This window comes from Neiella holothuriorum, assembly GCF_019457915.1.
GTDB lineage: Bacteria > Pseudomonadota > Gammaproteobacteria > Enterobacterales > Neiellaceae > Neiella > Neiella holothuriorum.
In genome coordinates this window covers 1-13,166 of the sequence record NZ_JAHZSS010000014.1, presented here as the reverse complement: position 1 = coordinate 13,166, position 13,166 = coordinate 1, and the positions used below count along the sequence as shown (strand labels likewise).

Sequence of the window (13,166 nt, the reverse complement as noted above, 5' to 3'; positions counted from 1 at the left end):
ACAGGCTCCCTTTTTTAATTACTAGACGATCCCGTAGGATTATTCGTCGTCGTCATCATCATCATCATCATCAGTTGAAGTCGCTTCAGCTGGCGCAAACAATACGCTGTAACCGAAGTCAGTGTTGCTATCGTCTTTGTACAACAACATGGTGTAGTTGTAGTCATCAGAGAAGTCGACAGATGCTGAGATGTAAACCGTCTCTAACGTGTCGTCTTCTGTTTCAATAACAACATTTACTACATAAGTGTCAGACGGCAATGAACCAGACTCAACTTCTTCAAAGTCAACGCTCTGGAAGTCGTATGGCGTTGATTCGATGGTTTCATTCGGGCCAACAAAGTAAACATCAACTTGGTCGATGTCAGACAAGTTCACAAAGTTGATTTCACTCTGATAAGTCTGTTGACGAACCGACTCAGGGAAGGTCAATACTTTCTCTTCACCTGCTAAGTCGAGGTAAACCGCAGCTGCACGGGTGCTGTTTTGCGGCAAGCTTAACAGTACGCGGCTGTATAGTGGATCGCCGGCTTCGTCAGAAATGGTGATTTGATAATCGCCATAGCTAACAGTTTCATAGTCGGAGAAGCCATAAGCTTCGATACCTTCTTGAGTGTAGGTGTTATCACCTGACACCAATGAAGAGTCAACCGTTTGGTCAAGCGCGTTAAGGATGCGGTATTGAGCATCACCGTATGCATCTTCGTAACTAACGACTGTGGTTGAGCTAGTCATTTTATCTAACGCAATACCAGCTTCACTTGGGCCGAATGAATCACGAGTGATCAACACGTAACCTGTGTCAGATTCCATCGCTACATCTTCAGCGGTGAAAATAACATCGCTAGAACCTGGCTCAGTCAGGTAAATGTCAAAGGTGTCGGTTTCGATGTCTTCTTCAACTTCAAAAATTTCACCTGGCAGTGTGGTTGCCCACAAAGTGGAATCGGAAAAGCTTTCGCCGGCTTCTGCTGCGTAGATGTCATAACCTGTACTGCTGGTTTTGAAGTCAGCAATAACAAGGCGGAATGTATCTTCGTATAAGTTATCGAGGTTGAAGTCGAACTGGGTCAGAGCAATGTCTGGGTAATCACCAGAAGCAAAGACTAAGTTACGCTGATTGTTTTTAATGGTGAGTTCAGTTTCAAGAATATCTTCGTACTCACCATCGGAGTCGAGACCTGTCACTGTTACTTCGTAGTTACCATTTTTCTGAACGGTTGTCAGAGCAGACGCATCACCATAAGTGATGAATAGGAAATTGGTTGTGTTGTCATCGTTGTCTTCAAATTCGAACGACAAAGATGGGCTGTCTGGTGAAGCGTTGTAAATCTGAATACGAGTTTCATTAACGTCGTCAGTTTTATCATCGCTGCCACCGCCACCGCCACCACAAGCAGCCAATAGGCCGGTAGCAGCAGTAAGAACTAGCGCAGGGTATAAATTATTTTTCAACATAAATCTTCTTTCTCTGGTTCGAACAACAAATCGAGCGCTTCAATGTAAGCATCAGCACCGAGATTTGCTACAAATAAAGCTTGTAAAAAACTCTTCCTAAGCGAAATTTTTACAAGACCAAATGAGCCATCAGGCAGATAACGGGCAAGGTTACCAAAGTTCTGAGTATGAACACCACGAATAGTTCCCACAATTTGACAGGAATTCGACTCCCCAGTAACAAAGCGCCAACTTCTGACATATAGATTAGTTGTGTTACCGACATGGCGGCTATCACGAATCGCGTAATTTCATGTTCAATATTGGTCGCTAAAATCGACGGTATGAACATATCCGCAAAACCAACAACGACTGTTTTGGCGGCTGCCTGTGCATCGGGGATCTGCAGCAGTTCCAGCAACGGCACAAAGGGGGCGCCCAAATAGTCGAAAATAGGGGTGTGTTCGGCAATGATTAATGCAGCGGTACCAATGGCCATCACCACTGGCAAAATGCCAAACACCATATCAATCGCATTGCGGCCGCCTTCGAGCATGACATGGCGGTAGCTTTTTATTTGACTCGCTTTGATCAGCGCTCGTTCAACACCCCATGACAAGACATGGTGGTGGTCTGGAACGATTTCTTCGTCGCCTCGGCGTTCAGTGCCGTCAATAAAGCAGTCTTTCTTAAAGCGTAAAGGCGGCAGCTTGGGAACAATCACGGCGGCGGTGAAACCAGCAACACAAACAGTTAAATAGAAGGGCACGAACAAGTGCTCTAATTTCACCTGTGAAATAACCACCAAGCAGAAGGTAATAGACACGGCAGAAAACGTGGTACCAATAACGGCAGCTTCTCGCTGCGTGTAATACTTGGCTTCGTATTGCTTGCTCGTTAACAAAATGCCGACAGAGCCATCACCTAACCAAGACGCCATACAGTCAATTGCAGACCGACCCGGCAGACCGAAGATGGGCCGCATGATTTTGGTCAGCAAGGTGCCAAACAATTCCAACAAACCGAAATTAAGCAACAGCGGCAGCAGTAAACCCGCTAATAGAAAAACGGCCAGTAAAACGGGCATTAGCTCGTATAATACGAGTCCGCCGGTAACATCAGAGTGAATTGCTTCTGGCCCGACTTTGAAAAACGCCATGAGTACAAACGCGGCGCCAAACAAACGCACCACAAACCAAACTGGCGAGACGTTTAACAGGGCTTTGAGAAATGGATCGCGCATCACCCATTGGGGGGCAATCACTTTAGTGAAAACTGAAGCTAAGGTTGCTAGCACCACAACCGCGGCAATCAACGACGTGATGGTTTCACCCAACCCGGATTGAATCATTTTTGCCAAAATGGCAATGGGAATGGTCAAGCCATCTTGGTAAGGCACCGGCACCATAAACAAGCCGACGCCGAGCAGCGATGGCAAAACGAAAGTCAGAATATTTCGTTTGCTATAAAGCGATGCTGTTTCAGTGGAGCGGCTCATAAGTTAGCTGTTGGGTCTGTAAATCAATAAATGAGCACAGCATGCTAATGGCTGTAGAGCCTTAACTCAATAGCTCAGCTCGATAAACTACTGCTTTACTAACTGTTCACTGATCTTTTGAATGTTAATAATTTCGAAATTTTAAGTTAAGAAAAGTTTTCGGTAGCCGATAAATAGCTAACTAACATTTTTGTTACAACTATTGGTTTGCTCGTATGCCGTTGACGGTTGCATCTAACGTTATAGCTTTAAATGCCCAAAGAAACTTGCGTGCCGCATCGTCTGCTCAGTCAGAATCGCTGCAACGCTTGGCTTCTGGGTTGCGTGTTCAGAAAGCTGGTGATGATGCTGCGGGCATGCAGATCAGCAATCGATTGACGACGCAAATCAATGGTCTTGGCGTGGCCCAACGGAATGCCAATGACGGTATTTCGATGCTGCAAACGGCCGAAGGAGCGCTTGACGAAACCACTAACATTCTGTTCCGCCTCAAAGACCTATCTATCCAAGCGGCCAATGGCTCCAATAGTACCCGCGACAGAGAAGCTATTCAGCTCGAAGTTGACCAACTGATTGTTGAATTAGATCGCATCAACAACACAACACGCTTTGGTGAACGAAACTTATTTGAAGAGTCTGACGTCTCCATGGTGGGGGCAAGCTCTGAAGAGGCGGCGCTAATTGATAGCCTGAATACGTGGCTATATGAATCTGAGCAGCGGATCAGTGAATTTTTTGGCGTGACGGGTGACAACGTCGACTTAACATTTAAATTTGCGCAAGCTGGCGATCCCGACAGTGATGGTCCAGGCAACACGTTAGCTTTTGTCCGTTACCAAAGCGGTGGAGCGAATGGCACCGGGACTGATTTAGAGATGGTGTTGGATATGGTCGATGTCGAGCCTGTCGTTCCACCAAGTGGCAGTACAGTTACCGGAACCGACTGGCTCTATACTGACCGTGTGATTGCCCACGAGATGGTACATGCTGTTTTCGCACGTAATTTTGATGTCAGTACCGGCTTACCCGGCGATCCTACTGCAACGCCTTCATGGTTTAACGAAGGGATGGCGGAGTTTATACACGGTGGGGATGAACGGCTTGATGGTGATATCAACGTCGCAGGTGGTATCGCTAATTTGCTGGATGGTAATGATGTTTTCAGTGGTTGGTCGGGCACTAGTGCTGACTATTCTGAATCTTATGCTGCCGTCCGCTACATGCATCAGGAACTAAAAAATGCTGGGATCACGGAAGGTGTCAAAGCTTACACCGTTTACATGGCTGATAACCCCGGCGCATCACTTGATGATGCCATTAGTAATGTTGCCAGTTCTCCTTGGGCCAATCAGGCGGCATTCATTGCTGATTTTGATACCAATGATGTGACCTACGTTAGTTCGATGGATTTAACCAATGCGGACACTGGTGCGGTTGGTGGTTTTGATGCTGACGGCGGAACAGTGTTAACGGCGGAGAGTGTGTTGCCTAATACGAGAGGCTCTTCAAATCCGACCGTATTTAATGAAGTGGGCTTAGATATAGATACTGGCGCAGGTGGTGGCCAAATTGTTTCGTTTCAGGTTGGCGCAAATGCCTATGAAACCATAGAAGCTACTTTTGCGTCATTTAATGCTAAAGCGTTAGCGTTGGAAACCATGGATGTGGTCGAAGGAGCTCAGTTAGCCATTACTGCTGTCGACAGGGCACTAACCTATGTTGACAGTAATCGGGCACAAATGGGGGCGGTGCAAAACCGCTTAAGCAGTACCATCACCAATCTCGATAATGTGGTGGAGCAAGTAGCCGGTAGTCGAAGCCGGATCCGCGATACTGATTTTGCTTCTGAAACAACAGAGCTCACCAAGCAAAACATCTTGACGCAGAGCGCATCTGCGATTTTGGCGCAAGCTCAACAACTTCCGCAAGCGGCTCTGGTTCTGTTAGGTTAGCACGCCATCAATAAACACCATCTAGTTCGTTTTCTCGCAGCATTTTAAAATCAGCCTGGCCGGTTTGAAGCGCATAAATCACCTGATAAGCCAACACGGCCTGCACGTAATCGCGCGTTTCTCGGAATGGTATCGTTTCAACCCACACATCAAACGGCTGGGGCATATCATCTTTAAGCCAAGAATTGATGCGGTGCGGCCCCGCGTTGTATGACGCAATGGCTAGTATTCGGTTTTGATTAAAACGCTTTAATAGCCGCTTGATATAGGCTGAGCCAAGGCGAATATTGGTGTTGGGCTGATACAAGCTGCTGACACCTCGATAGCGTAAATTGATCTGGCGGGCGGTCTCCTTTGCTGTGGCTGGCATAAGTTGCATCAAGCCGCGGGCATTTTTAGGGGAACGAGCGTATCGGTTGTAACTACTTTCGCGGCGAGCAATGGCCATCAGTAAGGTTTCATCGACTGCGCGCATGTTGGCAAATTGCTCAAAATCTTGTTGATAGGCTATTGGAAAACGTAGTGCGATTGCGTCCCAAGCCTGTGCTCGAATCGCGCTGGATATTGCCAAGTGCCACCAGCCTTGTTGCAGTGCATAGTGTGACAAGGTGATACGCTCAGGATCGGAGCTGCGTCTTAACAAATAGATCCATTCAGAATTTGCATCGCCAATTTGATCCGCTGCCATTAACGCGGCAATACGGGCAAGCCCTTTGGATTGGGACAATTGCTCGGAGGCTACGGCATCAACCGAGCTTGGGACGTTGGCAAGTTGGTAGTCTAGATCGAGCTGTTGCGCTGCGAGGTAGCTGTAGTAATTACGGCCGCTGGCAATGCTTTGTAATCGTTGATTGGCAGCTTCGCTCAGCCCCTTTTGTTGCTCAATGCGTGCTAACCAATATTGCCAACGTTCTGTTTGTTGACGTTCATTGCTCAATGAACCAATGGCGATTTCCAATGCAGGCCAGTCTTGCTGCTTTAGCAACTGGCGAATACGTCGTTCGGTTAAGTCGTCACTGGAGAGCTCGGCCAAACGCGAGTCGGCCCATTCAATGGCTTTTTTGTTGTTACGAACGTAGGCGTAGCGAATGAGTTGTTTATCGATGTCTGCGCTGTGTGCCGTATCGAATGACAGCGCTTGTTGATAATGTTGCCAGTATTTAACTGCTTGATCAGGCGCGACGCGTGCCAATTTACGTAATGCAGCACTGATAATCGCTCGATTCTCCCCCGAATCTCGTTGAAACTGGCGATAGTTTTTTATTTGTTTGGGGTTGTTGTAGACCGACCACAGTGTCTGACCATACTCGTGATAGTCTCCGCTCAGCTTGCGACTCAAATAAGATAATAAGCCGCGCTCACGCGCATCAAATACGAGCAGCATGCGCTTCCACAGTTGTTCGTTTGTTCTCAAACCAGCTTTATACCACTCCTCAAACAATACATCACAGGCTTTGGGCTGAGAATTACCACTGAGCCAAAGACTCTCAGCGCCGTTGTAGCCAACCTCTTTGCTACCTTGTTGCAGTTGCGCACGATGATAGTAGCAACGTAATTCGGTTGATGTGGGCTCGCTAGGACTTGCGGTGAGGTAATCGCGCCAGCGCCTCTTGGGGCCAATGTAATTGAGGTAACGACGTTGCAGTCGGTAAGCCAATGGTGAGCCATCCGCGCGCGCCATAAAGTCGGCTACTTGGTTGGCCGATATCGACCGCACTCGATCATTGAGGTAGTGATAATCGAGGTAAATGGCGAGCGGGTGATCATCTAACTGTTGTCGATGTTGCTTGTATTGTTGAACTTTGCCTTTGCGAAGCGCCGATCTAGCTTGGTCATAATGTTGTTGCTGGCTGTCGGAAATCACAGGCAACTTAATGATTGCAGGACTTGATAGGGGCTCTGCGCTGCTTGGCCCGACAAACAATAGGCTGAGCCCTAGGAGGACTAACGTGTCTCGAAGCAACTGGCTGCCGTGAAGAAAAGGGCCGCGAAAACAGGAAAAGCGGTACATCGATACCGAACAGAAATTAAAAGTCACTCAGAGCTCTCACCGGACGAACGAATGTTTTTGAGTGTAATCAAGCATGGCGCTTGCTGGTAGGAAATAGATGGTTATTTTTCTGTGACGGTTTAGTAGTTGGCCGAGTGCTTTGAAAAAGCACCCGGCTGAAGCGGTATTGACAGAAGGTTTAGAGCAGTTAACTACGGGTCAATTGGACTTGAATTTTTAGGCTTTGGCCGGCTTTAAGAAAGTCAGACTTCAGATCATTCCAACGTTTAAGCGAGTTGACGGAGACATCAAAGCGCTTGGCAATCAAACTTAGAGAATCACCGTTGCGGACTTTGTAGCGAACCGTGCGAGTCTGCTTTTGCGGCTCATTGGTGTAAACCGTTAGTTTTTGGCCAGGGCGCAGTACATTGCTACTCAACCCATTCCAACGAGCAATATCTTGGTGCTTGACGTTAAAGCTGCGAGCAATCAACCAAAGGCTATCACCACTTTGTACTTGGTATTTAACTGGTTGTTGCTGATCCATCCGCAGCGGCGGTAGGCGCGCTTCATCACCGAGCGGGATCATCAAGTGGCGTCCGGCTCGAATCAAATGGTTGGACAGGTTATTCGCTGTCATCAACACATCCACAGTGGTGTGATGCTTTTTGGCGATACGCTCGAGGCTATCGCCATTGCGAATTTCATAACGTTGCCAACTCACGCGTTGCTCTGGCGGCAGTTCGGCTAAGCCCGCTTGTAACTTTTCTTGGCTTTGCTGAGGAACCAATACCACATTGGACGGTGTAGGGGCGGTGGCCCAGCGGTTATAGCCAGGGTTGAGATCGGCTAATTGCTTTAATGAAATACCAGCAAGTTCAGCCACAATGGCTAACTCAATTTGATTGCCGACATCGATGGCAACCAAATTTGACTCATTCGGCCGCTCTGGCAACGCCATCTTGTATTGCTCCGCATTGCGGATAATGTCGGTAATGGCTAACAGGCGCGGCACGTAGGCACGAGTTTCTGCCGGTAGTGACAATGAGAAAAAGTCAGTGGCTTTGCCGCGGCGCTTGTTCTTGCGGATGGCTCGTTTGACTCGGCCTTCGCCACTGTTATAAGCGGCTAATGCCAGCATCCAGTCGCCGTCGAACATCTTGTTGAGGTATTGAAGGTAATCAATGGCGGCCTGTGTCGACAAATAGATATCGCGTCGGCCGTCAAACCACCACGTATTGGTTAAGCCAAAGCGTTTGCCTGTTGCTGGCATAAACTGCCACAGACCTACAGCACCGCCATGACTATAGGCATACGGGTCAAAGCCGCTTTCTACAAACGGCAACATGGCAATTTCTAACGGCAATTCGTTGCTTTCTAACTCCGCCATGATGATCGCGAGGTAATCGCCGGCTCGCTCGTCAATCTCAGCCAATACATCTTTGTGGCGCAAATAGCGCGTTCGCTCTTTGTCGATGGATGGGTGTGATTGCTCAGAGAGGGCAAAGCCTGCACGGAGGTGATGCCACAAGTAGAGTTCTTCTAATGTTGGCTCCGGAGGCTCGGGGGCGATCTCTGGTTGCGGCTCAACGGGCGCTATGGCGGCCGTTTGAGGTGCTTGTTCAGTTTGTGGTGTCAGCTGACAACCGCTGAGCATGACGGTCAGCGCGACCACGAAGAAAGTTACAACAGTGCGAAAATACAACAAACGTTTCACCATAAAAAACTGAACATAAAAGTTTGTGAGAAGCGGATTGAACGCGCCACAAACGTCGCATCCTATCGATTTGTGCAGGCTAGGTCAAAGCTCAAAAATTGTACTGACCAATTCCTGAGGGGAGGTTATTAAAACTGATCTTTCCACTGGCGTAGGGAAGTAAATGTGGCTAATTCATCGCGGTAGGCTTGCTTTGACCAAACGGCGACGGCCTGTTGCACCGATGATTGCTGACATCTTAAAAATGGGTTGATGCGCAGTTGCTCTGCGATGGTTGAAGGTAGCGTTGGCCGATCATCAACGCGTAGTGCCTGCACTTCTGCTACCGTAAGGCTCACCTCGCCGTTGTTCGGTTCAACGGCCTGAGCAAATGCCAAATTAGCTTGCGTGTATTCATGCGTGCAATAGACCTTAGTTTGGCTAGGCAATTGCGCTAAGCGGCTCAGTGAGTGCAACATTTGTTGTGGTGAGCCTTCAAAAAGTCGGCCACAGCCAGCATGAAATAAAGTGTCGCCGCAAAATAAACCCAACTCGCCAATATAGGCAAGGTGATCCAACGTATGGCCAGGAATGGCCCATACATTAAATGAAACCGAGGGGTGATTGACGGTGATGGTGTCGCCCTCTCCAACGACTTGATCAATGGCTGAAATGGTCGGATTATTGGGGCCAATCACTAGCGCGTTGGGAAATTGACGTTTGAGCGCCTCAATTCCCCCCGTATGATCATGATGATGGTGAGTAATTAAAATGGTCGATAGGACTAGCTGATAGCGCTGGCAAAAATCTAATACCGGTTGGGCGTCGCCGGGATCGATCACAAGCAAATGGTGGCCATCGTGAATGGCCCATATATAGTTATCTTGAAATGCTTTGATCGGGTAGATTGTCATAACGGCTTTGCCCATCAAATGAAAAAGGTTGAATGTATTCATATTATGAGACCAGCGGCGACAAATAAAGCACTTAGCATGCCTCTAAGTTGGCCCGATATCGCTCAAGGAACATGGCTGCAAAGCCAAATTGAGCAAGCCATGGTTCCCATGTTGGAGCGTATGTTTGGCTATTATCTGATTCGTCTTGGGCCATTGGCCGATAAACTAGATACCAGCGCCTCCCCCATCAAACGTCACTTGAGCGCGTCATCGTTATTGACTGCCGATATTCGCACGCAAGAAACCGATTTGCCGCTGGCAGAAAACGCTGTCGATGGTTGTGTATTGCCATTGTGCTTGGACTTTTGTGCCGATCCGCACCAACTGGTTCGAGAGGCCCATCGCGTCGTTATCGCCGATGGTCATATCTTAGTTGCTGGCATCAATCCATTCAGCTTAGCGTTAGTTGGCAAGCTGTGGCCGAGTTGGCGTAAACGTCATCCGTGGCAAGGTCGTTTCTTTAGTCAGGGGCGGATTGCTGATTGGTTTCAATTATTGGGTTGTGACATTGTGAGCACCCAAACCGTTGCCTTTAGCAGCTTGTTGGGACAAAACGCTGCCAATCAAAAACTGCAAGAGCTAGGTGGGCGCTATATGCCTTGGGCTGGCTCGGTATATCTGATGCTGATTAAAAAGCGGGAAGTGCCACTGACCCTAATCAGGCCAACATGGAAAGCCGCAAACCGGATTAAAGTCGGTTCATTTACTGGGGCAGGTGTGGCAGGCCGTCACATCGAGACAGGTAATTCTAATTGAAGGCTCGCTGCGCCCTTATGTTTGTTCATCAACATCAAGGGCGTCTATCTTACTTTATTAAGGTTGGTAGCCGGTATCTTCTTGTGTTGGTGCTTGAGCTGCTGCTCGGGCTAAATCATCCACGCGCTCATTTTCATCATGACCGGCATGGCCTTTCACCCAGCGCCAGTCAATTTGGTGGCGTTGCGTTTCAGCATCGAGTGCTTTCCATAGATCGACATTTTTTACTGGGGTTCTGTTGGAGGTTTTCCAGCCTTTTTTCTTCCAGCCGTTAATCCAGCTTTGTATGCCTTGCTTCACGTATTGGCTATCGGTGGTAAGCGTGACCTGACAAGCGTCAGTGAGTGCCTTTAAGCCCTCAATGGCCGCCAACAACTCCATGCGATTATTGGTCGTGAGAAAAAAGCCGCCACTCAGCTCTTTCTCGTGTTGACCGTATCGCAACAGCGCGCCGTAGCCTCCGGGACCAGGATTTCCAAGGCACGAACCGTCAGTAAAAATTTCAACCTGTTTCATTGTTTATCGCTTCTTGTTGTAATATCAACAGGCCTTAAGCCAGCACCTGCAAGTGGGGCGAGTATAAACGAGCCTCAGACCAGTCACCAGACAGAGAGCCACATGCAACAAGATCAAACTCGGCAAATTATTCTAGATACCGAAACCACGGGTATGAACATGAGTGGTGGTGCGCCTCACCTCGGCCATCGAATTATTGAAATCGGTGCGGTAGAAGTTATTAATCGTCGGCTCACCGGAAATCACTATCATGTCTACCTGAATCCAGACATGCCGATTGACCCCGAAGCGATCGCGGTACACGGCATTACCGATGATGATGTCAAAGATTGCCCTCGTTTTGCCGATGTGGCGGCCGAGTTTGTGGAATTTATTCGCGATGCCGAGCTGATTGCTCACAACGCACCGTTTGACGTCGGCTTTATGGATCTCGAGTTTGGTAAACTCGGCAGTCAGTGGGCTAGCACCGCTCAACTCTGCAAAATTACCGATTCTCTGACGCTGGCCAAAGATATGTTCCCCGGCCAGAAAAATAACCTCGATGCGTTGTGTCGTCGTTTTGGTATTGATAATTCACACCGTGAGCTACACGGGGCATTGCTCGATGCCGAGATCTTAGCCGACGTCTACTTGCTGATGACCGGCGGGCAGACCAAATTGCAATTGGGGCAAGATGGTGAAGAAGGCTCAAACAGCAATAATGCTGAAATCCGACCGGTGAATTTACCAATAGATGCGCTACCTGTGATCAACGCCTCAGCCACTGAGCTAGAAAGTCATCAAGAAACCATGGCTCGGGTCGAAAAGAAAGCAGGGCAAAGTATTTGGCAAACGCTGGGAGCGGTTGAATCATAATGAAAAAGTTGCTGTGTGGATGGTTAGTTGCGCTGTTATCCCTGAGTGTTATTGAGCCTGTCATCGCCGAAGCGCCAGAAAAGCTGGTGCGAAGTGCCTACCAATTGCTGGATAACCGTTTTCGCCTCGATCATGGCATTGAAGAAGTCACGCTGGTGGTGTACCGCAAACCCGGCTCAGGCCCCATTGTGTTAGTACAGCCCGATGGCAGCAAATTATACGCGCACAGCTCGCCACAAAATGTCAGTTGGTATGACGAAGACAGTTTTGATCTGATTACCATTACTGGCCCGACGCCCGGCCCTTGGCAAATTGTTGGCAGTATTGACCGCCGTAATGCGATTGAGATCCTCAGTGCGATCGAACTACGCGTGACCGAAGCCCCCAAAACCATCTATCAACATGAACGCATCAAATTAACCGCACAGTTATTCAATCATGATGAGCGGGTTAACAGCGAGGCGTTCTTCCGCTCGACTGAACTCGATCTGTTTTTGATTCGACGAACTTTGAATCAGCCAAACCCAGCGTTAAGCCCCGGCTCTGATGACCGCATGGGTAAATTTTATGACAATGGCGCAGGGCTAGATGAATATCCGCGCGATGGCGTTTATACCGGTGAAGTTGATGTTCGACAAAAGCCGGGCCGTTATAAATTGTATGCGCGAGTCAATAACAAAACTTTTCACCGAGCGGCAACCCAAGATATTGAACTCAAGCCACTGCCCATAAAAGGCAATATTGTCCGCGTTCAAGACAACGCCTTGCGGGTGGAATACCACGTTGATGATATGGCCATTAAGCTCGACACGGTGGCGATTAACCTGATGGTGACTGGCGCCAATGAGTTCCAGTACCCGCTGACCTTGGTCTCTCCAGACAAGAATACATTTGCTATGGAGCTCGATTTTATTAATCGGACCGGCGATTACCGCATTGGAGGCTGGTTATTTGCCGATGACCAAACCGGTCGAGAAGTGGCTATCCAAGTGCCGAATCAGCGCTTTAGTGTCATTAAAGCAGCTCCGACCATCCTCAACCGCGGTAAAGATGAACTTCCTGAAACGCCTAAAATGGTGCTGGAAGGAGACGTCATCACGGTTGATGAAGCCGAGCAAATGGCGGCCGAGGAGTCTGCAGATGAGCCGGCTGAGTCATCGGGGCTCGCATGGTGGATTTGGGCCATTATTGGTTTTAGCGTTTTATTATTAATTGCCGGTGTCATTTGGTTTGTCTGGAAAAAGCGCAAAAAATCATCAGATTCTGGTGAGGAAAACGCCGATTCCGGCGATGATGGCGATATTGATCTGAATCGGCCAGAAGACCGCTAAAAAGAGGTTGACTCACTTTTGGGGAATCCGTATTATTCCGCCCGCGCTGCACAGAGGCCGTCACACAAAGTTCATCTTTGTTGGCTAGCCGAAAGTCAGCTGGTGCGGAGTGGTAGTTCAGTTGGTTAGAATACCGGCCTGTCACGCCGGGGGTCGCGGGTTCGAGTCCCGTCCACTCC

10 protein-coding genes and 1 tRNA gene are annotated in these 13,166 nt (G+C 48.6%); 5 read left to right on the top strand and 6 right to left on the bottom strand.

The genetic code is table 11. The features are described from left to right. Positions 1–39: 39 nt before the first annotated feature. The gene (locus K0504_RS11825; protein WP_220104400.1) at positions 40–1,458 is read right to left on the bottom strand and encodes a DUF4397 domain-containing protein; all 1,419 of its coding nucleotides are present in this window, start codon (positions 1,456–1,458) and stop codon (positions 40–42) included. Between the two features lie 109 nt (positions 1,459–1,567). After that, the gene (locus K0504_RS11820; RefSeq protein WP_220104399.1) at positions 1,568–2,935 is read right to left on the bottom strand and encodes a YjiH family protein; all 1,368 of its coding nucleotides are present in this window, start codon (positions 2,933–2,935) and stop codon (positions 1,568–1,570) included. Between the two features lie 215 nt (positions 2,936–3,150). On the opposite strand from K0504_RS11820, the gene K0504_RS11815 reads away from it, so the two are divergent. Then, a complete protein-coding gene (locus K0504_RS11815; RefSeq protein WP_220104398.1) occupies positions 3,151–4,887 on the top strand; it encodes a flagellinolysin in 1,737 nt (578 codons plus the stop codon). Positions 4,888–4,894: 7 nt separating this feature from the next. On the opposite strand, the gene K0504_RS11810 is transcribed toward K0504_RS11815, so the two are convergent. The 3 genes from K0504_RS11810 to gloB form a co-directional block, all read right to left on the bottom strand. Continuing rightward, complete coding sequence (locus K0504_RS11810; RefSeq protein WP_220104397.1) at positions 4,895–6,925, bottom strand: transglycosylase SLT domain-containing protein; 2,031 nt, start codon at positions 6,923–6,925, stop codon at positions 4,895–4,897. A gap of 160 nt (positions 6,926–7,085) precedes the next feature. Then, positions 7,086–8,585: a LysM peptidoglycan-binding domain-containing protein gene (locus tag K0504_RS11805; protein WP_220104396.1), complete on the bottom strand. Its 1,500-nt coding sequence runs from the start codon at positions 8,583–8,585 to the stop codon at positions 7,086–7,088. A 137-nt stretch (positions 8,586–8,722) separates the two neighbouring features. Next, positions 8,723–9,487 (bottom strand): hydroxyacylglutathione hydrolase, encoded by a 765-nt coding sequence (gene gloB, locus K0504_RS11800; protein WP_220104395.1) that lies wholly within the window; start codon positions 9,485–9,487, stop codon positions 8,723–8,725. A 78-nt stretch (positions 9,488–9,565) separates the two neighbouring features. Here gloB and K0504_RS11795 point away from each other — a divergent pair, with 78 nt between their 5' ends. Next, complete coding sequence (locus tag K0504_RS11795) at positions 9,566–10,285, top strand: methyltransferase domain-containing protein (RefSeq protein WP_220104394.1); 720 nt, start codon at positions 9,566–9,568, stop codon at positions 10,283–10,285. Positions 10,286–10,342: 57 nt separating this feature from the next. Here K0504_RS11795 and rnhA read toward each other — a convergent pair whose 3' ends face one another. Continuing rightward, positions 10,343–10,801, bottom strand: coding sequence for a ribonuclease HI (rnhA, locus tag K0504_RS11790; protein WP_220104393.1), 459 nt, complete (start codon positions 10,799–10,801; stop codon positions 10,343–10,345). Between the two features lie 102 nt (positions 10,802–10,903). Between rnhA and dnaQ the strand changes: the two genes are divergently transcribed. The 3 genes from dnaQ (at position 10,904) to K0504_RS11775 (ending at position 13,166) form a co-directional block, all read left to right on the top strand. Beyond that, positions 10,904–11,656 carry a DNA polymerase III subunit epsilon gene (dnaQ, locus tag K0504_RS11785; RefSeq protein WP_220104392.1) on the top strand — a complete coding sequence of 251 codons (753 nt, stop codon included), beginning with the start codon at positions 10,904–10,906 and terminating at the stop codon, positions 11,654–11,656. Next, positions 11,656–12,987 carry a TIGR03503 family protein gene (locus K0504_RS11780; RefSeq protein WP_220104391.1) on the top strand — a complete coding sequence of 444 codons (1,332 nt, stop codon included), beginning with the start codon at positions 11,656–11,658 and terminating at the stop codon, positions 12,985–12,987. Before dnaQ ends, K0504_RS11780 begins: the two co-directional genes overlap by 1 nt. 106 nt (positions 12,988–13,093) lie before the next feature. Next, a tRNA-Asp gene (locus K0504_RS11775) sits at positions 13,094–13,166 on the top strand.